Origin of the sequence: Actinoallomurus soli, assembly GCF_024055715.1 — a bacterium.
In the GTDB taxonomy this organism is placed as follows: Bacteria; Actinomycetota; Actinomycetes; order Streptosporangiales; family Streptosporangiaceae; genus Actinoallomurus; species Actinoallomurus soli.
Window position 1 is genome coordinate 129,793 of record NZ_JAMXMV010000016.1, and the last position, 18,375, is coordinate 148,167.

At 72.2% G+C, this 18,375-nt stretch carries 23 protein-coding genes; 14 read left to right on the plus strand and 9 right to left on the minus strand.

All coding sequences use genetic code 11. The features are described from left to right. Positions 1 to 20 precede the first annotated feature (20 nt). From NDW01_RS31515 to NDW01_RS31540, 6 genes are all read left to right on the plus strand, one after another. Entirely contained in the window at positions 21 to 869 is an 849-nt protein-coding gene (locus tag NDW01_RS31515) for an alpha/beta fold hydrolase (protein WP_252827989.1), read from the plus strand. An 11-nt stretch (positions 870 to 880) separates the two neighbouring features. Next, positions 881 to 1,264 (plus strand): nuclear transport factor 2 family protein, encoded by a 384-nt coding sequence (locus NDW01_RS31520; protein WP_252827990.1) that lies wholly within the window; start codon positions 881 to 883, stop codon positions 1,262 to 1,264. Between the two features lie 150 nt (positions 1,265 to 1,414). After that, on the plus strand, positions 1,415 to 1,930 hold the full coding sequence (locus NDW01_RS31525) for a DUF1877 family protein (RefSeq protein ID WP_252827991.1): 516 nt from the start codon (positions 1,415 to 1,417) through the stop codon (positions 1,928 to 1,930). 450 nt (positions 1,931 to 2,380) lie between these two features. Beyond that, the gene (locus NDW01_RS44040; protein WP_252827992.1) at positions 2,381 to 2,938 is read left to right on the plus strand and encodes an RNA polymerase sigma factor; all 558 of its coding nucleotides are present in this window, start codon (positions 2,381 to 2,383) and stop codon (positions 2,936 to 2,938) included. After that, positions 2,935 to 4,107 carry a hypothetical protein gene (locus NDW01_RS31535; protein WP_252827993.1) on the plus strand — a complete coding sequence of 391 codons (1,173 nt, stop codon included), beginning with the start codon at positions 2,935 to 2,937 and terminating at the stop codon, positions 4,105 to 4,107. The genes NDW01_RS44040 and NDW01_RS31535 overlap by 4 nt, the downstream gene beginning before the upstream one ends. Positions 4,108 to 4,270: 163 nt before the next feature. Continuing rightward, positions 4,271 to 4,849 (plus strand): hypothetical protein, encoded by a 579-nt coding sequence (locus NDW01_RS31540; protein ID WP_252827994.1) that lies wholly within the window; start codon positions 4,271 to 4,273, stop codon positions 4,847 to 4,849. Positions 4,850 to 4,909: 60 nt separating this feature from the next. On the opposite strand, the gene NDW01_RS31545 is transcribed toward NDW01_RS31540, so the two are convergent. Then, positions 4,910 to 5,677 (minus strand): PP2C family protein-serine/threonine phosphatase, encoded by a 768-nt coding sequence (locus NDW01_RS31545; RefSeq protein WP_256513502.1) that lies wholly within the window; start codon positions 5,675 to 5,677, stop codon positions 4,910 to 4,912. Positions 5,678 to 5,742: 65 nt separating this feature from the next. Here NDW01_RS31545 and NDW01_RS31550 point away from each other — a divergent pair, with 65 nt between their 5' ends. Beyond that, positions 5,743 to 5,940 (plus strand): hypothetical protein, encoded by a 198-nt coding sequence (locus NDW01_RS31550; protein ID WP_252827996.1) that lies wholly within the window; start codon positions 5,743 to 5,745, stop codon positions 5,938 to 5,940. Positions 5,941 to 5,964: 24 nt separating this feature from the next. Here NDW01_RS31550 and NDW01_RS31555 read toward each other — a convergent pair whose 3' ends face one another. Then, a complete protein-coding gene (locus NDW01_RS31555; RefSeq protein WP_252827997.1) occupies positions 5,965 to 6,360 on the minus strand; it encodes a carboxymuconolactone decarboxylase family protein in 396 nt (131 codons plus the stop codon). A 76-nt stretch (positions 6,361 to 6,436) separates the two neighbouring features. Continuing rightward, positions 6,437 to 7,327, minus strand: a complete 891-nt coding sequence (locus tag NDW01_RS31560) for a LysR family transcriptional regulator (protein ID WP_252827998.1) — start codon at positions 7,325 to 7,327, stop codon at positions 6,437 to 6,439. A 107-nt stretch (positions 7,328 to 7,434) separates the two neighbouring features. On the opposite strand from NDW01_RS31560, the gene NDW01_RS31565 reads away from it, so the two are divergent. The 4 genes from NDW01_RS31565 (at position 7,435) to NDW01_RS31580 (ending at position 10,109) form a co-directional block, all read left to right on the plus strand. Further along, positions 7,435 to 8,292, plus strand: a complete 858-nt coding sequence (locus NDW01_RS31565; RefSeq protein ID WP_252827999.1) for an oxidoreductase — start codon at positions 7,435 to 7,437, stop codon at positions 8,290 to 8,292. Positions 8,293 to 8,341: 49 nt separating this feature from the next. Then, positions 8,342 to 8,854 (plus strand): GNAT family N-acetyltransferase, encoded by a 513-nt coding sequence (locus NDW01_RS31570; protein ID WP_252828000.1) that lies wholly within the window; start codon positions 8,342 to 8,344, stop codon positions 8,852 to 8,854. 65 nt (positions 8,855 to 8,919) lie between these two features. Then, positions 8,920 to 9,552: an alpha-ketoglutarate-dependent dioxygenase AlkB gene (locus tag NDW01_RS31575; RefSeq protein WP_252828001.1), complete on the plus strand. Its 633-nt coding sequence runs from the start codon at positions 8,920 to 8,922 to the stop codon at positions 9,550 to 9,552. Between the two features lie 134 nt (positions 9,553 to 9,686). Then, positions 9,687 to 10,109 (plus strand): YkvA family protein, encoded by a 423-nt coding sequence (locus tag NDW01_RS31580; RefSeq protein WP_252828002.1) that lies wholly within the window; start codon positions 9,687 to 9,689, stop codon positions 10,107 to 10,109. On the opposite strand, the gene NDW01_RS31585 is transcribed toward NDW01_RS31580, so the two are convergent. Further along, the gene (locus NDW01_RS31585) at positions 10,099 to 11,079 is read right to left on the minus strand and encodes an AraC family transcriptional regulator (RefSeq protein ID WP_252828003.1); all 981 of its coding nucleotides are present in this window, start codon (positions 11,077 to 11,079) and stop codon (positions 10,099 to 10,101) included. The genes NDW01_RS31580 and NDW01_RS31585 overlap by 11 nt on opposite strands. Before the next feature lie 154 nt (positions 11,080 to 11,233). Here NDW01_RS31585 and NDW01_RS31590 point away from each other — a divergent pair, with 154 nt between their 5' ends. Further along, positions 11,234 to 12,310, plus strand: a complete 1,077-nt coding sequence (locus NDW01_RS31590) for a saccharopine dehydrogenase family protein (RefSeq protein WP_252828004.1) — start codon at positions 11,234 to 11,236, stop codon at positions 12,308 to 12,310. Here the strand turns inward: NDW01_RS31590 and NDW01_RS31595 are convergent. The 3 genes from NDW01_RS31595 to NDW01_RS31605 all read right to left on the minus strand — a co-directional run bounded on the left by NDW01_RS31595 (position 12,289) and on the right by NDW01_RS31605 (position 15,191). Next, positions 12,289 to 13,047 carry a metallophosphoesterase gene (locus NDW01_RS31595; RefSeq protein ID WP_252828005.1) on the minus strand — a complete coding sequence of 253 codons (759 nt, stop codon included), beginning with the start codon at positions 13,045 to 13,047 and terminating at the stop codon, positions 12,289 to 12,291. The genes NDW01_RS31590 and NDW01_RS31595 overlap by 22 nt on opposite strands. Before the next feature lie 68 nt (positions 13,048 to 13,115). Then, entirely contained in the window at positions 13,116 to 14,156 is a 1,041-nt protein-coding gene (locus NDW01_RS31600) for an expansin-like protein (RefSeq protein ID WP_252828006.1), read from the minus strand. A 15-nt stretch (positions 14,157 to 14,171) separates the two neighbouring features. Continuing rightward, positions 14,172 to 15,191 carry a pectinesterase family protein gene (locus NDW01_RS31605; protein WP_252828007.1) on the minus strand — a complete coding sequence of 340 codons (1,020 nt, stop codon included), beginning with the start codon at positions 15,189 to 15,191 and terminating at the stop codon, positions 14,172 to 14,174. Positions 15,192 to 15,448: 257 nt separating this feature from the next. On the opposite strand from NDW01_RS31605, the gene NDW01_RS31610 reads away from it, so the two are divergent. Further along, a complete protein-coding gene (locus tag NDW01_RS31610; protein WP_252828008.1) occupies positions 15,449 to 16,435 on the plus strand; it encodes an NAD-dependent epimerase/dehydratase family protein in 987 nt (328 codons plus the stop codon). A 9-nt stretch (positions 16,436 to 16,444) separates the two neighbouring features. Here NDW01_RS31610 and NDW01_RS31615 read toward each other — a convergent pair whose 3' ends face one another. Together NDW01_RS31615 and NDW01_RS31620 are read right to left on the minus strand one after the other, a co-directional pair. Then, entirely contained in the window at positions 16,445 to 16,810 is a 366-nt protein-coding gene (locus NDW01_RS31615; protein WP_252828009.1) for a cupin domain-containing protein, read from the minus strand. Positions 16,811 to 16,880: 70 nt separating this feature from the next. Beyond that, a complete protein-coding gene (locus tag NDW01_RS31620) occupies positions 16,881 to 17,624 on the minus strand; it encodes a TetR/AcrR family transcriptional regulator (RefSeq protein WP_252828010.1) in 744 nt (247 codons plus the stop codon). A gap of 86 nt (positions 17,625 to 17,710) precedes the next feature. On the opposite strand from NDW01_RS31620, the gene NDW01_RS31625 reads away from it, so the two are divergent. Beyond that, positions 17,711 to 18,370 (plus strand): aldo/keto reductase, encoded by a 660-nt coding sequence (locus NDW01_RS31625; protein WP_308211828.1) that lies wholly within the window; start codon positions 17,711 to 17,713, stop codon positions 18,368 to 18,370. Positions 18,371 to 18,375 lie beyond the last annotated feature (5 nt).

The window sequence follows — 18,375 nt, forward strand, 5'->3', positions numbered from 1 at the left end:
GCGTGGAAGGACGACTGCTCATGACGACGAGCCGACTCGAAGAGGCCACCGAGAAGCTGGTCCCCACCTCTCTCGGGCTGATCAACGTGCGTGAGGGAGGGCGGCTCGACGGCCCGGCCATGGTGTGCTGGCCGAGCCTGATGATGGACGGCACCATGTGGCGCTACCAGTACGAGCACTTCGCGCCCACCCACCGCATGGTGCTCATCGACAGCCCCGGGCACGGGAAGTCCGACGCCCTCCGCAAGATCATCGATCTGAAGGACTGCTCGGACGTCCTCGTCGAGATCCTCGACGCCCTCGCCATCGACACGTGCGTACTGGTGGGCAACAGTTGGGGCGGCATGCTCGCCGGGGTCTTCCCCGCCTACCACCCCGAGCGCACCGCGGCGGCGATCGGCATCAACTGCACCGCCTCACTGCCCACGATGTTCGAGAGCATCTGGGCCACCGCCTTGGCGACCTACCTCTCGCTGCACGCCAAGATGCCGCCACTGGCAGCCAAGGCCGCGCGCGCGGCGTTCGCCGGTCCGACCGCCGAAGCCACCAACCCCGAATTCCTGGAGTTCACCGACTTCGTCCTTCGTGACGACCCCAAGTCCGTGGCATGGGCACTGCGCAGCATCCTCATCGGCCGCAAGGACGAGCACCGCAGGCTGGCCACCATCAGGAACATTCCCGTCCTGATCATCGCCGGTGAAGAGGACAGCCAGTTCCCGGTGCATGCCGTGCGCAAGATGGCCGACGCGATCGAGAACAGCACGTTTCGCGTGCTGCTGCACACCGGCCACCTGGCCGCGCGGGAGAACCCCGACGCCGTCAACGCCGAGATCGACGCCTTCCTCGCCGCCCTGCCCGCGGCCGTCTGATGGAGCCCGCCATGACCCGCGACGCGACCCCGGAGTGGATCCTGCAGATCATGCGCGAGATCGACACCCTGCAGTTCGGGGAAGGGTTCGCGCGCATGACCGAGGACACCGAGATGTTCTTCGGCACCGCCCGTGTCCGCGGCGCCGAGGCCATCAAGGCGTTCTTCGTCAAGATCGACGAACCGCTGAACATCACCCACGACGTGCTCGAATGCTGGAGCGCCGACGGCGTCGTGTTCCTGCGCGGCGAGGCGACCATGGCCAAGAAAACCGAGCCGGACCGCGAGGTGCGCGCCCCCTTCATGCACATCTACTACCTCGACGACACCCGACCGGCCCGCATTCGTACGATCCGCATCACCGCCGGGCCGCTGGAGACCGACACGGTGATGTGACCGGCTCCGACCGCGCCTTGCGACGCTCGTACCAGGTCCTCGTTCACGGGTACCCGGTCCCGGAACCCCGGTCGGCGGCCGCGTCCGTGCCGGGCATCCGCATGCGGAATTCGTTCGCGGTCGGGTTCGATGCCGGGGAGACTGCCGGGTGTGGCTGTGACGCAACAGCTCGCCCGGGTCTCCGGGGCGGAACTCGATGCCTGCCGGGCATCGGTCGAGACGCTGGACCTGCTGTGCTCGTTCGACCTGCGCCCGGAGTCCGACCACCTCGACCTCGACTGGGCCCCTGAGGGTCTCGTGCGGTGCTGCGAGCCGGCGAGGGTCGACGCATCGGCGGTCGTAGCACTCCGCCGAGCGCTCGACGGGGACGATGAGGTCAATCCGGCGTACCGCGACGCTCCTGACTCCATCTGGGGTCATCCGGTGACCGCGCTCGCGCCGGGCGCCGTCGCGGAGATCGCCGGCCTGCTGCGGCGGATCGACCCGCAGGCCGTGCTCGGCGCGCTTCCCGCCGACCCGGACGAGGCGAGGACGCGGATGGGGCGGAGCCTCGAGTTCCTCACGGTCGACCCCCACCGCTATCTGGAGCCGCATTTCAGCGCACTGCTCTCCTTCTACCGTGACGCGGCCGATCGGGGGCCGGCGGTCGTCCTGTGGTGGGACTGACGACCTGAGCGTTCGGTGCTCTCATCCCCGAGGAGCACTCGCGGAGCCGAGCAACGACGGACCTTGCCGCCGTATGTGACGCATCAATCCGACTTTCTGGGACTTCGGACCGGCAATACCGACGACGAACTGTCAACCTCGACTGCGAGGTGTCAACGGCGGCGGCAATGCAGCAATGGCGCTCGGAGCCATGATCTCGTGGTGGCACCGGGGCCGACCTGACTCTCGGGGAACGGGCCCCGACAGTCGCTGAGCGTGGGCGCTTCGCCGTGTTGGCGACGCAGCACGCTCGGCGTTGACCGAGTTGCCCACGACACGGCCGAGCGGGGCTGGTCGTCGCCCCGGGGCTGACCGCGTTGACGCGGATCTTGCGCCCGCGCGTTATCCGGCGGCCTCTTCTGCGACTTCTAGCCGTACCGGCTCGAACGAACGCGAAAGAGAGGAGGTGGCGTGGACGAGCGGGAAGCACGATTCACCCGCCTCTACGAGGCGTATTACCGCAATGTCTTCGGCTACGTCGTGCTGCGGGTCTCACCCGACGCGGCGGAGGACGTCACCGGCGAGGTCTTCGCCGTCGCGTGGCGCAAGATCGATGACGTTCCCGAACGGGCGCTGCCGTGGCTGCTCGGCGTGGCCCGGAACCTCGCCCGCCGCTCGTACGGGGCGGCGGGCAAGGATCGCGGTCTCGTCGACCGGCTCACCGGCCTGACCACCGACGCCGACCTGCCGGCCTGGGACGTCGCCGACCACGTGGTGGCGCGGGACCAGGCGCTGGCCGCCCTGCGCGACCTGTCCCCCAAGGAGGCCGAGGCCATCACGCTGATCGCCTGGCACGGCCTCACCCCCGCCGAGGCCGCTCGCGCCGTCGGCTGCACGCGTGCCGCCTTCACCGTACGGCTGTACCGGGGCCGCCGCCGTCTGGCCAGGGCGCTCGGCCCGTCCCAGGAGACCGGGACGGAGACGCCCGGCCCGGCACCGCGCCCTCGACCCATCCGGGAGAAGCTGTGAACAACGACGATCTCGACCGCACCATCACGGCGCTGCGGCCGGTGGCGGTCGACCGGCTCGCCGGCGCCGCGTACGAACGACGCCGCGACCCTCTCCTCGTCCGCGCCGACGGCGAGGACGTCCGTACGGCGCGTCTGACCCCGGCACGACCGAGACGCCGGCTGGCCGTCGTCGCCGGAGCGGCGGTGGCGGCGGCAGCGCTCGTGGTGGCCTCCTCGTCGCTGCCCGGGAAGGACCGCTCCGGCGAGGCCACGGGGAACGGCCCGAAGCCGTACCACGGGACCCTCGACGCACGCACGTTCCTGCTGGCCAGCGCGGAGACGGCCGCCAAGCAGCCCGCCACGCGCGGTACCTGCTGGTACAGCCGGACCCGCATGTGGCTCGACGTCGAACGCGGCGATCCGGCCGGGGCCAAGCCCCAGCCGAGCCACCTCCCGCGATCCATCAAGCCTTACACCGGGCCCGTCTACCGGGCTCAGACGGCGAGCACGATGGAGGACTGGAAGTGTGTCCAGCCGGGCACGGCGACCATGCGGTTCCGTACGCGGTGGCCGCTCGACGTCCGCGTCACGTTCCCATCGAAGAAGGACGAGGCGGCGTGGAGGGCGGCGGGCTCACCGGCCCTGGAGATCAACGGCGGAACGACGCGGACGAAACCCTCCACCGTCACGTACGAGAAGGGCTCTCACCTGGTCAATCCCGACATCGGCTCGCATGAGATCGAGTGGCGGACCATACCCCGGCTGCCCGCGACGAAGAGCGGTCTGGAGACCTACCTGCGGAGGCTCTGGAAGGAGGACCGGAGTCACGGCGCGCACGGTTACACCGCCCCCGCCGACTTCGGCGAGTACGTCTTCGTCAGCGCGTGGGACCTGTTCATGGCGCCGACGACCCCGGGGACGCGCGCGGCGCTGTACCAGGTCCTCGCGGACAGCCCGTCCGTTCACATCACCGGCCGCGTCACGGACCGGGAGGGCCGGCCGGGCGTCGTCATCGCCACGGACCGCGCCGATGTCCGGCTGACCGTCGACCCGAGGACCGCCGAACTCCTCGACTACCAGGAGGTGCAGCCCGCGAGGCCGGGCGGCCCTGCGGACGGTGGCGGCATGTACCGGTCCTTCGAACATCAGGGCTGGGTCGACAAGATCGGTGCCCGACCCGGCTCCTGACCGGCCGGCCGGGGGGCGTCGTTCCGATGACCCCCCGGTTCCGGGCAACTTCGGCGGCCCGGCGAGCATCTCTTCTCATGAAGTCGATGATCACGAGTGCTCGCCGCGCTCAGCCGAACCCGGGGAGAGGCCGATGCAGAGCAGGTTCCGACGGAGGTCGCGTGTGCTGATCACCGCGGTCGGCGTCGTGGGAGGTGTCGCCGCCGTCGGTGCCGCCCCCGGGCCTTCCGCCTCGGCACCGGCCGCCACGATCCACGCCGCCGCCAGGATGACCGCGCAGGCGCCGATCCCCTCGGCGGCCGTCGAGGAGCTCCCCTCCGCGCCGACCGCCACGCCGCCGCCATCCGCCGGGAACGCGGGGCGCTGCGCGGCAGAGCACGGGAAGTACCACGGCACGGTGCTGCGACGGTTCCCCGTCGTCGGTGACATGGGTACGCCGAAGGGGGAACGAGGAGGCACCCTCATCGTCCTGCGGTCCGCCGTCTGCGGCACCGTGTGGGCCGAGGTGACGAAGGACGGGAGGCACCGAGGGGCGTACGGCACCGATGTCCGGGTCGCCACCTACGCCGACACGCCCACCGACCGCTGGAAGGTGGCCGAGAACGATGTGGACGTCGCCACCGGCGGTGCCCTCTCCACGAAGGCGGTGCCCGCGCTCGCGCACGGACGGATCGAGGCGGAGGCCCGCTGGGCGGGGCGTCACTTCAGCTTCAACAGCCCGCTCGGCAGCGTCCGGTACTGACCTCACCCCGAGTGACGTCGCGGACGTCGCCCCCTACTGGGGCGGATCGACCATGCGAGTTCACGCGCGGCCGAGGAGCTCCGGAGCCCGAGGTACGGGCTTCAGCGCGAGCACCGCGATGTCGTCCTGACGTCGTCCGCCGGTCCAGTACGTGACACTGCGTGTCAGCGCGTCGACCAGTTCGCGGGGAGTGGAGGGCCGGATGCGGGCGAGCGCCGCTCTGGGGTCGTAGAAGGTTCCGTTCCGGTCACGGGCCTCGGTGATCCCGTCGGTCACCAGCAGCAGCGTGGCGTCCAGCGGCAGGGCGACGGTGTCGGGCCTGGTCGTGCCGTCCACCGTCGGCAGGTCCATACCGAGGGGAAGGCCGGGCGTCTTCGGCTCGACCATGGCCACATGGCCGTCGTTCAGGAGGTACGGAGCGGTATGGCCCCGACTGAGCAGGGACGCCTCGGTCGCTCCCGGCCGAATCTCGACGAGCAGAGCGGTAACGAAGCTCTCGACGTGGTCCGGGTTGCCGGGGTCCTTTTCCCGGGTGATGGCGTCGTTCAGCCGGTCGGCGAGTTCCGCCAGCGTCGCCGCCTGCCCGGCTTCGTGACGGAAGGCGCCGACGACCAGGCAGACGGTGGACACCGCCTGCAGTCCCTTGCCGCGGACGTCGCCGATGATCGCGCGAATGATACCTGGACCCGATCCGTCCTTATGCTCGGGCTGGTCGCCCCTTGCGTCTTCGGGGCGGGCGTCGCTTGGCCGGCCGATACGGGCGCCGGCGTCCTCTGACGACGAATCCCCGAAAATCCCCGATTCGGGAGAACTTCGAGGGCTCGTCAAGCATCATCACTGTCAGGTGAAGGATCAGGAGCGCTCGGTGCGCTTCGAACTCGGGGAGAGAGCCGGTGAGGACCAAGAACCGCCGCAGGTTTCCGGTGCTGATCGCAGCGATGGGCATCGTGGGCATCGCCGCGGCGATCGCGACCGCGTTCGCTCCCGCCCGCCCGACGACCGCCTCGGCGGCGAAGGCCGCCGAGGCGGGCTCGCATCGCGTGGGCGTGCGACCGGTGGTCCATCCCGCTCAGTGGCTGCGCCACCGCTGAGCCGGAGGACGCCCGGACTCGGCCTCACATCTCCACGGGGAGCAGGCCGCGTTCGGCGAAGACCTTCTTGGCGACGAACGTCGCGTTCAGGGCTCGCGGGAAGCCGCAGTAGCCGGCCGAGTGGAGCAGGGCCTCGACGATCTCCTGCGGAGTCAGGCCGACGTTGAGCGCGGCGTTGATGTGCACTTCGAGCTGCGGTTCGGCCCCGCCGAGCGCGGTGAGCATGCCGAGCGTCACCAATTGCCGGTCGCGCGGGGCGAGGCCTGGGCGGGCGTAGATCTCGCCGAATCCCCAGGCGACGATCTGGTGGCCGAGCTCCGGCGAGATGTCGGCGAGGGAGTCGACGACCTTCTGCCCGGCCTCGCCGTCGATCTGGCGCAGGACGTTCAGGCCGTGCTCGTACTTCTCTTCGCGGGTCATGGCGACTCCCTGGTCTTCGGTCGTGGTCGGCCGGTTCCGTCCGGCATGTCCATGACGGTAGGAGTTGGAGCGCGCTCTAACGCAAACCCGGGGCGGCCAGCTCCCGTACGACGCCGGCGAAGCCGTGGACCAGAGGGCTCTCCGTACCCTCGGGCCAGGCCAGGGCGACCCGGAGCGGCTCCACGTCGGTGAGCGGAACCCAGGCCAGGTCGGGGCGCGCGTAGTACCGCGCCATGCTCGCGGGCGCGAAGCAGATCGCCGCCCCCTCCGCGACCTGTTCCAGCATCTCCTCGACGTTGTCGTTGGTCGGGCCCCACCGTGGGGGCGAGCCGTCCGGCCGGGGGTTGACCGCCCACCAGTCGACCCACGCGCGGGGCGCGCGTTCGGTCCACATCAGGGGCTCGTCCTTGACGTCGAGGATCGACAGTCCCGTACGGCCCGCCAGCGGGTGACCGGCGGGCAGGCCGACGATCCTCGGCTCGGTGTGCACGACCTCGCTCCGCATTCCCGCCAGGTCCGCGGGCAGCCACACGAAGGCCACGTCGACGCGGCCGTCGCGCAACGCCGCCGCCTCCTCGCCCCAGTCGAACCGCTTGGGCTCGACCCGTACGCCCGGGTGGCGGCGGGCGAACTCCGCGCGGGCGCGCGTCGTCAGCTCGCCCGCGCCGCTGGCCTCGAACCCGACCCGCAGCACGCCCGTGGCGCTCCGGCGGTGGCGATCGGCGGCGGCGGTGACGCGGTCGGCCTGCTGGAGCGTACGCCGGGCCTCGGCGAGGACGTCGCGTCCGGCGGCGGTCGCGGTGACGCCTCCGGCGTGCCGGTCGAACAGCCGCACGCCGAACTCCGCCTCCAGGTTCTTGAGGGCGTAGGAGAGCGCGGGCTGGCTCACGTACAGCCGCTCGGCGGCTCGGCCGAGGTTCCCCTCGTCGTCGATCACGACCAGGTACCGCAACTGGCGCAGCTCCACGCTGGGATCATAAGCCCCCTTTATGGCTTAAGTGATCTTCTGTCTTGGACGCCGGACGCCATCCGCTGCGTGAATGGAGGCATTCCACTTCGACGGGAGTTCGTGAGATGAGCACTGAGAGCACGCGTACGGCGAGCGGCAGGGTCTGGCTGATCACGGGGGCGTCCTCCGGCTTCGGCCGGGCGATCGCGGAGGCCGCGCTGGCCGCCGGCGACACCGTGGTGGCCACCGCCCGCAAGCCGGAGTCGCTCGACGACCTGGTCGCCGCCCACCCGGACCGGGTGAGCGCCGTCCCGTTGGACGTCACCGACACGGCGCGGGTGTCCGCCGTCGTCGCGGAGGTGATGCTCTGGTACGGCCGGATCGACGTCCTGGTCAACAACGCCGGGCACAGTCAGATCGGCGCGGTCGAGGAGACGACCGACCGGGAGTTCCGCGACCTGATGGACGTGCACTTCTTCGGCCCGGCGGCGCTGGCCCGCGCGGTGCTGCCGCACATGCGCGAGCGGCGTTCCGGCGCGATCGTGCAGATGAGCTCGATGGGCGGCCAGTTGTCGTTCGCCGGGTTCGGGGCGTACTCGGCGACCAAGTTCGCCCTGGAGGGCATGTCCGAGGCGCTGGCCGAGGAGGTCGCTCCGTACGGGATCAAAGTGCTGATCGTCGAGCCGGGCGCGTTCCGTACGGGCCTGTTCGGCGGCGCGCTGCATCAGTCGGCGGCGATGGACGCCTACGCCGAGACGGTGGGTAACACCCGCGCCATGGCGGAGGGGGCCCACGGTGGTCAGCCCGGCGACCCGGCCAAGGCCGCCGCCGCCATCCTCACCGCGCTGGACGCGGAGCAGACGCCGCTGCGGCTGCCCCTGGGCAACGACGCCGTCGACGCGCTCGTCGCGCACGCCGACGGCATCCGGCGGGAGTGGGCGGAGTGGGAGCCGGTCTCGCGCGGCACCGACTTCGACTCCTGATGTCGGTGGCCGCCGCTACGGTGGGCGCCGGTCGGTGAAAGGGGTGGGCATGGCGGGCGGCAACGCATCGGGCGTCGTGATCGAGCCGTGGGGCGAGGGGGATCTCGATCTGCTCCGGCGCATCAACGCGCCGGAGATGATGGAGCACCTCGGCGGGCCGGAGAGTGAGGAGAAGGTGCTCGACCGGCACCGGCGCTACCTCGAGGCGCGGGAAGGGGGCCCCGAGGCGATGTTCCGCGTCGTCGTGCCGCCCGGGCGGGAGGCCGCGGGCAACATCGGCTACTGGGAGCGCGAGTGGCGGGGTGAGACCGTCTACGAGACGGGCTGGTGCATCCTGCCGGAGTTCGGCGGGCGGGGCGTGGCGACCGCCGCGGGGCGGCTCGTCGTCGAGCGGGCCCGCGCGCAGCGCCGGCATCGATTCCTGCACGCGTACCCGTCCGTCGACCACCCCGCGTCCAACGCGATCTGCCGGAAGCTCGGCTTCACGCTGCTGGGGCCCTGCGACTTCGAGTACCCGCCGGGGCGCCCGATGCGCTGCAACGACTGGCGGCTGGAGCTTTGACGCCGGCACCGTGAGCCGAGGCCATGATCGAACATGCGTTTGAATCCGGCGCGTAGACTCCTGGTATGACCAGCGCTTTCCAGGCGTCGCTGCTGGACTCCGAGGACGAGATCGCGTTCCGCCCGCTCGGCCCGTCGGTGCGCCGGACGACGCTCGACCGCGGAGCCTGGATCGACGTGCGCCGGAGCTGGGTCACCGGCGCCGACACGCTCTTCGAGCGGCTCCGGGACACCGTGCCCTGGCACGCCGAGCGGCGGCACATGTACGACCGGGTGGTCGACGTGCCCCGGCTGCTGAAGTTCTACGACGAGGACGAGACGCTGCCCGATCCGGCGCTCGACAACGCCCGAAGGGCACTCAACGTGCACTACGCCGCCGAGCTCGGCGAGCCGTTCCGCACGGCCGGCCTGTGCTTCTACCGCGACGGCCGCGACAGCGTCGCCTGGCACGGCGACACCATCGGGCGCGGCAGCACGCAGGACACGATGGTGGCGATCGTGTCGGTCGGCGCGCCGCGCGCGCTCACGCTGCGCCCGCGCGGCGGTGGCGGCGGGACCCTGCGGTTCGAGCTCGGCCACGGCGACCTCATCGTGATGGGCGGCAGCTGCCAGCGCACCTGGGAGCACGCCGTGCCGAAGACCGCCCGGCCCTGCGGCCCCCGCATCAGCATCCAGTTCCGTCCGCGAGGGGTCCGCTGACGCCCCTACGACGTCTGACTCTCGTACGACGTCCGGCTCCCGTACGACGCCCGCCGAGCCTCGCGTGAGGCGGCCCGAATAGGCGGGCGAAAGCGGGACATACTCGCTGGTGTCCCCGACCCATCGGAGGAGCAATGGCCTGGTTCGGCGCCCTCGTCCTCTTCGCCGGCGCGATTCTGACCTTCGCCGTCGGGGGTGACATCGGGGCACTCGACGTCCGCACGCTCGGCGTCGTCGGGATGGCGGTCGGCGGCGTCCTGCTCGTCGCCGGGATCCTGCGGCTGCGCCGACGCCCCCGGGTCGCCGGGCGGCGCGCTCCCGCCCGCGTCGTCCGGAACGGCGTGCAGGCGCGGGTGCAGGACCGGGTGTACCGGACGAGCAAAGGCAAGATCATCGCGATGATCGCCGTCGTCGTCTACATCCTCTCCCCCATCGACCTCATCCCGGACGTGTTCCTGCCCATCGGCATCGTCGACGACGCGACGGCGTTCACCTGGCTGCTGTTCGCGATCGGCCAGGAGGTCTCCCGCAAGCGCCGGAGCACGCTCACACCGTGAGCGTGGGACAGGTGTCCGGCGTGCCCGCGCGGTACCGCCCGGGCGCGGTCGCGAACTCGCGCTTGAACGCCCGCGCGAAGGCGAACTCCGAGGTGTAGCCGGTGCGCTGCGCGATCGCGCGCAGCGGAAGATCGGTGTCGCGCAGCAGCATCGCCGCGACCGTCATGCGCCACCACGTGAGGTAGGCCAGCGGCGGCGAGCCGACCATGCCCGTGAAACGCCGGGCGAAGGCCGCCCTGGACAGCCCGCCCTCGGCGGCGAGCGACCCGACCGTCCACGGCCGGGCCGGGTCGTCGTGGACGGCCCGCAGCGCGGCCGCGACGGCGGGGTCGCGGAGCGCGGCGGCCCAGCCGGTGCCGGCGTCGTCGGACCGGTCCTCGTAGAACGCGCGCAGCAGGTACAGCAGGAGCAGATCGAGCAGGCCGGTGAGGGCGGCGTCCCGGCCGAGCAGGCCGGTGAGGGCGGCGTCCCGGCCGGGCCGCGGCCGGGCGCTGAGCTCGTGGCCGAGCAGCTCGATCGCGCCGCGCAGCGCGGGGTGCGCGCCGACGCGGGCCGGCAGGTGGACGACGTCGGGGAGCTCGGTCAGCAGCGGGTGGGGACGCGACTGGTCCAGACGGTAGGCCCCGCACAGCATCTCGGTCTGCGCGCCCGTGCCGTCCGCTTCGACGGGCAGGGCGACACGGCCGGTCGCCAGGTCGTCGTAGGTGAGGCGGACGTCGGTCAGCGTCCGCGACGGTGTGTCGGCGATCCCGTGACCGAGCTCGCGCGGCAGGAGGACGACGTCGCCGACGCCCAGGAGCATCGGCTCACCGCGCGCGGGGATCAGCCAGCAGGAGCCCTTGAGGATGACGTGGAACCCGGCGCCCTCCTGCGGGCGGAACCGGATCCCCCAGGGCGGGCGCAGGCACGTACGCGACGAGTGCGGCCGCCCGGTGCGCATCACCGCCACGGCGTCGCTCAGCACGTCCATGCACCGACCGTACCCCCAGTCGGCTCCGGCGAGACGATCGGATATGGATGCCGGACGTACGGGCATGGGACGGCCTTCTCGCGAGTCCTAGCGTCGATTTCCGGCGGAGGTCGCGGACGTGCCGTGACCCGCCGTGGATCTCGGGGAGGACGCGATGAGGATCGCCGTGTACGGGGCGAGCGGATTCACCGGCCGGCTCAGCGTGGCCGAGGTGCGCCGCCGTGGGATGACCCCGGTCCTGGTCGGCCGGAACGAGGACCGGCTGCACGCGGCGGCCGTGGAGGCCGGGGCGGCGGACGCCGAGATCCGCCTCGCGTTCCTGGACGCACCGGATGCCCTCGTCGGCGCGTTCGCCGGCTGCGACGCCGTGGTCAACTGCGCCGGGCCGTTCACGTCGTGGGGCGAGCCGGTCCTGCGCGCCGCCATCGCGGCGGGCCGGCCCTATGTCGACACCTCCGGCGAACAGCGCTACATCAGGCGGATCCTGGACACCTACGACGCCGAGGCCGCGCGTGCGGGCGTGGCGGTCGTTCCGGGCCTGGCCGACGACGGCGGGCCCGGCGACCTCATCGCGCACCTGACCGCGCGGCGGCTGCCGGAGGTGGAGGAGCTGGTCGTCGCGGACCTGCGGCTGCCCGGCGGGGCCACGCGCGGTACGGCCCGGACCATGGCGACGGCGTTCGCCGAAGGACCCCTCGACCACGTGGACGGCGCGCTCGTCCCCGCCGACGGCCAGGGCCCCGCGTCGCTCGGCGTGCCCGGCTCGGACGAGGAGGTGCCGGTCGCGCCGTTCCCGCTGCCGGGGGTGGCCACCGTGCCGCGTCACGTGCGCGCACGCCGGGTCCGGAGCGTCATCCGGGCCGACGTGGCGGCGCTCTTCCAGAGCCTGACGCCGGACCTCGTGGAGAGCGTCCCGGAGGTCCTGGACGACGAGACCCGGCGTGCCGGACGGTGGCTGATGACGGTCCGCGCCGTGGACGGCGCGGGCGGCCGCGCCGAGGGCTGGGTCACCGGCCCCGACCCGTACGGTCTCACCGCGGTCATCGCCGTCGAAGGCGCGCGGCGGCTCGCCTCCGGCGAGGGGCGCGCCGACACTGCCGGCCGGGCGCGGGCGGGAGCGCTGACGCCCGCCCAGGCGTTCGACCCGGCGGACCTCCTCGACTTCCTCGTGCCGTACGGCGTCGCCTGGCAGGTCTCGCCGGCGCCGGATCAGGGGACGACGACGCGGTAGTGCGTCGTCAGGCGCCCCTCGTCGTCCAGGACGTGGAAGGCGAACGCCGGCGGGATCTCGTGGTCGACGAGGCCGTCCGTGCCCGCCGTGCCCGTCTCCCAGGGCAGCCGGATCGTGGAGACGACCCCCGGCGCGACCAGCAGCGGCCGGCCCGCGAACGTCGTCGCCGCCGGGGTGTGGGCGTGGCCGCAGACGACGGCGCCGACGTTCGGGTGGCGGGCGAGGAGCGCGGCGAGCCGTTCCTCGCCGAACTGCCGGATCCCGTCGACGTACGGGACGTGCAGCACGACGGGCGGGTGGTGGAAGGCGACCAGCACGGGCGTCGTCGGCGGCGTCCCGGCGAGCACCGCCTCCAGCCAGGCCAGGGTCTCCTCGTCGAGGCGGCCGTCGTCCCGTCCCGGGATCGACGAGTCGCACAGCGCGAACACCGCGCCCGGTGTGCGGTGCACCCGGTTGACCGGCCCGTCGCCGCCCGGCTCGCCGAGCAGCACCGCGCGGAACGGCGCGCGTACGTCGTGGTTGCCCGGGCAGACGAGCACCGGGTGGCGGGAGGCCAGGAGACCCCGCGCCTCCTCGTACTCGGCGGGCAGCCCGTGGTCGGCGATGTCCCCGGTGACCAGCACGGCGTCCAGGTCGTACGGCAGCCGGTCGAGATGGGCCAGGACGGCGCGCGTCCGCGCGGCGGCGCGCGGACCGCCGTCCAGGTGCGTGTCACTGAGGTGCGCGAAGACGATCACACGGTCGAACGTACGAGGTGGGGCGGAGACGGGTTAAGGTCCACTCCGCCCCGGAAGCCACCGGCCACTCAGCCGCCGCTGGTCGTGTAGGTCACGCCCGTGTACGCCGGGCCGCAGGTGTTCGCGCACGGCAGCGAGAAGGAGTAGACGCGGCCGCCGCCGATCAGGGCGTCCGACGCGTCGACGACCCGGATGCGGTAGTCGCGGCCAGCGGTCGTGGTCGGGGCGATGACGTACGCCTGGCCCATGTCGCCGTCCATGGTGGCGTTCTTCCACGAGGTCCCGTCGTAGTACTGCACGCCGTAGATGCCGTTCGGCAGGTGGGAGACGGCGATGACGGGCCACCAGACCTGGGCGTTCTGCAGGAAGCCGATCTTGATGTCGCCGGTGTAGCCGGGCGCGGGCACGAACTGCCAGGCGATGTGCCGGTTGTTCCAGTGGTTCGGGTACATGTCACCGACCGGGGCGCCGTTCTCGACGAACCGGTTGAGCGACGCCTGGGACAGGTCGAGGTGGTACGGGTCGTCGCGGCACCAGGCGTTCCCGTCGGCGCAGCTGTCGGCGACCAGCATGGTCAGCGTCGCGCCGTCGTAGGCGTCGGCGGTCCAGGAGCCGTTGCGGCAGAAGGGCTGGTTCGGCGCTCCGTCGTTGACGCCGGTGCAGTAGTCGCCGATCGTCACCTGCACGTAGCGGCCGCAGTTGTGGCCGTTGTCGAAGATCCCCATCCGGGCGGCGTCCGACGGCGCGATGGGGCGCGGGTAGCCGTTGTAGTCGTGCGGCGTGTTGAAGACGTTGAGGGCGACGAAGTCCTGGCTGTCGAGGTTCGCCTGCGGCAGCCCGCATCCGCCGTACGGCGAGCCGAGCCCGGTGAACCAGGTCGCGTTGCCGGTGAAGGGGGCGTCCGCCGCCGGAGCCGCCCCGCCGGTGGTGCCGGAGACGGCCGAGCCGCCCACGGCCGCCCCGCCGGTGGCGGCGGAGACGACCGCCCCGCCGGTCGGCGTCCGGTCGGCGGCGAGGGCCTGCGCTCCGGCCGGGGACGCGCAGGCGAACGTCAGGGCGCTCAGCGCCGGCAGCAGCGTGCGCAGCCGCCTGCGGTTCCGATGGGGCATCGCGGCCTCCAGGGGTCAGAACACCGGGTTCCAGCCGTCCGAGCCGGCCAGGTAGGCGTTGGGGGTGTACGAGGGCGCCTGGGATGCGGCGAGCTGGGGCCGGTTCGCGTTGACCGCCGCGCCGGCGCCCGTGTTCGTGTACTCGGAGAACCGCGCGCTCTTCCACGAGAAGCCCGACATGTCGGTCCAGGGGTCGTCCCGGATGTGCGCGCCGAGCGTGCACTCGCGGAACAGCACCTGGCCCACCGCGTGCACGTCGTTCGACGGGTGCCAGGGCCGGCCCAGGTACACCGACTTGGCGGGCGCGTTGCTCGTCAGCGTCGAGCGGTAGAAGAGGAAGCCGTACGGGTTCGTGTCGGTCGTCGCCGCCGCCGTGACGTACCCGTTGTTGGTCGAGGAGCCGCGGCTCAGCGAGTGGATCTCCGACCGGTCGAACACCGCGGTCCCCCGGCCGAAGATGAAGTCGACGTCTCCCTCGACGTAGGACTTGCGGATATAGGACCGGCCGACGGTGCCCGTGCCGGCCGTCCACAGCAGGAGCGTGTCCTGGTTGCCGAGGACGCGCACGTTGTTCAGCACGGCCCGGTCCGCGTTCAGGTCCAGGGCCACCGCCTGGGAGCTCCCGTTCTTCGCCTCGTCGTAGTCGTTGGCGAAGGTGAGGTTCTCGGCGCGGAAGTCGTTCGCGGACACGGCGACCGTCGCGCTGCCCTGGGTGCCGTACGTGCTCGCCGCGTGGTTCTCGACGATGACGACCTGGTCGCGACTGGAGCCGGTGCCCTTAAGCGTGACGTGCGTCTTGGCCGAGGGGATCGAGACCGTCCCCCGGTAGGTGCCCGGCTTGATGTCGATCTCGTAGCCGGAGCCGCCCGCGGGGGCTGCGTTGACGGCGGCCTGCACGGTGGTGAAGTTCCCGCTGCCGTCCTGGGCCACGGTCACGACCGTGGCCGCCGACACCGGGCCGCCGTACGCCGCGGCCGCCGTCAACGCCAGCGACGCGAGGACCCCCACAGCGCCGACGCGTCGCATCTGGGACATTCCCGCCTCCCGAGAGCCGACCGGGCGAGGGTGGGCCCGGTCAGGAGCAGGTTCCGGCGCGCGTCACGCCGCGTCAAAGCGGCGGCGAGCGCCGCCGGGACGGCCCGTGCCCGCCCCGCAGGTCACCGGCCCGGCGAGCGACCGTGAGGGGCGGCTCCGCACTGAAAGTTTCACCATCGAGACGGCGGTTCTTACGGAATGCGGACGGCTCGCCGCCATCCCGGCTCCGGCCGCCCGGCCGCGGTTAGCGTGCGGGCATGCGCGTACTCGTGACCGGCTCGGCCGGGTTCATCGGATCTCACGTCGTCGAGACGCTCCGGGAGCACGGCCACCAGGTTCGCCTGCTCGACCTGCGGTCGGGCGAGGACGTCCGCGACGCCGCCACGGTCGCGCGGTGCCTCCTCGGCGTGGACGCGGTCTGTCACCAGGCCGCCAAGGTCGGCCTGGGCGTCGACGTCTCCGACCTGCCCGCCTACGCCTCGACGAACGTCCTGGGCACGGCCGTCCTGCTCGCCGGGATGGCCGGGGCGGGCGTACGGCGGCTCGTGCTCGCCTCGTCGATGGTCGTGTACGGCGAGGGCGCCTACGACTGCCCGGCACACGGCCGGGTACGGCCCGGCCCGCGCGCCGAGGAGGACCTGGCGGCGGGACGGTTCGAGCCGCGCTGCCCGCTGTGCGGGACGGCGCTGACGCCGGGCACCGTCGGCGAGGACGCGCCCGTCGACCCCCGCAACGCCTACGCCGACTCCAAGCTCGCGCAGGAGCACCTGGCGGCGTCGTGGGCCAGGACGACCGGCGGCGTCGTGGTGGCGCTGCGGTACCACAACGTGTACGGGCCGCGGATGCCGCGCGACACCCCGTACGCCGGAGTCGCCGCGATCTTCCGCTCGGCCCTCGAACGCGGCGAGGCGCCGCGCGTCTTCGAGGACGGCGGGCAGCGCCGCGACTTCGTCCACGTACGCGACGTCGCCCGCGCGAACCTCCTGGCCCTCGAGGCGGCCGGGCCTCATCCCGGTGGGCTGCGGGCGTACAACATCGCCAGCGGTGAGCCGCGTACGGTCGGGGAGATGGCGGGCGCGCTCGCCAAGGTGTACGGCGGGCCCGATCCGGTCGTCACCGGCGGGTACCGGCTGGGCGACGTCCGCCACGTCGTCGCCTCCCCCGACCGGGCCCGTACGGAGCTCGGCTTCCGCGCCACGATCCCCTTCGAGGACGGCACGGCGGAGTTCGCCACCCGCTCCTGAGAGCCGTCCTCAGTCGCCGGGGAACTCGATCTGCGGTGTCTCGCCGGCGGCGACAAGGAAGTACCCGAGGAACGTCACGCCTTCGTCCTGGGCGTCGAAACGGGCGATGCGGACCCCCTCGGGCTCGTAGAACACGTCCCCGGGCCCGAGGACGGAGGCCGCTTCGCCCTCGACCTGATAGACCACCGAACCGGTCTCGACGCTGCCGAACACCGGCCCGTTGTGCACGTGCAGCCCGGCCGCGTGGCCGGGCGCGATGGTGATGCGCCGGATCTGGACCCGGCCCGTGCTCCGAGGGGCCGGCAGGAACTGGTCGAGCACGACCGAGCGCGTGACCGGCGGGGCGTCCTCCGCCTCGATGGCGTGGTTCGTCATGCGATCATCGTACATACCAGTAGGTACAAAGCGGAGCGCCATCGGCGGCTCCGCAGGGGGCAGCGGATCGTCATCGGCTCAGGAGGCTCAGCCAATCACGCAGCAGCGCCGCTTCGGTGGCCCTGAATCCGGCGTCCACGAGGGGGTCGGCGCCGCGGCCATCACCGACGGCGGCCAGCAGTGCCAGAGCCCGGTCGGCGATCGTCGTTCGGACGTCGGCCGCCGGTTCGGTGCTGACGATCGAGTCGATGACGGTGTCACGCAGCCCGGTGAGCGGGGTCGGGTCGCGCTCATCCTCGGGCTGCGCCAGCAGCAGCAGCACGGCGCCGGTCGTCGACGCCTCAATGGCCCGAGCGGCCGTCTCGACCGGCACGCGGAGCCGGCCCTGCTCGCGAGCCCGCTCGAGTAGACGGCGCAGGATCTCGCCGTTCTCCTGGGCGGCGGCCGGGCGGCGACCCGGGCGCAGGTTGCCGTACATCAGGGCGTAGAACGCGGGATTGCGCAGCCCGAACTCGACGTGGATGTTCCAGCCGCGCCGGATGTCCTCGATCGCATCCTCGCCGGGCTCCATTCCCCGCTTCTCGGCCAGGTAGCTCTCGAACACGTAGCTGCCGAGGGCGTCGAGCAGGCCGTCCTTGTCCCCGAACAAGCGGTACAGCGCAGGCGTCTGCACCCCGGCGGCGGTCGCGACCGCCCGCGTCGAGATGCCGGCCGGGCCGTGCTCGGCCAACAGCTCGGCCGCCGCCTTCAGGATCGCCTCCTGCTGGTCGCGTCGTTCCACGCCCGTCTCGGGCGAGCCAGGGTCGCTGCGCATATGCCGATGGTAACAAGTTTCCGTTGACATTGACACTACCGTCGTTACCTGCTTAGCGTTGACGATGTCACCACGGCGCCTCATCGATCGCTAGGAGATCTCATGACCCCCACCGCCGCGACCCGGCCGTCGCGCTGGCCGACTCCATCGGAACGATGGGCGACCTCGTCCAGGCCGGCAAGGTCCGCCACCTCGGCCTGTCCGAGGTCACCGGCGACGAACTGCGCGAAGCCCACGCCCACCACCCGATCAGCGCGGTGCAATCGGAGTGGTCGCTGTTCACCCGCGACATCGAACGCGGCCTCATACCCGCCGCCGCCGAACTCGGCGTCGGCGTGGTCGCCTACTCCCCTCTCGGTCGCGGCTTCCTCACCGGCGCCCTGCCGAGCGAGTTCACCACCGGCGACATCCGCTCCCGGTTCCCCCGCTTCACCGGTGAGAACGCCCAGCGCAACGCAGCGCTCCTGCACCCCATCACCACGATCGCCGCCGACCGCGGCGCCACCCCCGCACAGGTCGCGTTGGCCTGGCTGCACCAGCGACGCGCCGTCCACGGCCTCACCGTCGTGCCGATCCCCGGCACCCGGCACCCGAACCGCCTCCACGAGAACCTCGCCGCACTCGGACTCACCCTCACCGCCGACGAACTCGCGCGACTCGAACCCATCGCCGCCCAGGTCACCGGCGACCGGTACCCCGACATGACCGAGACGTCCAACGCCCGCGAAAGCCGACCGACCGACTGACCGCA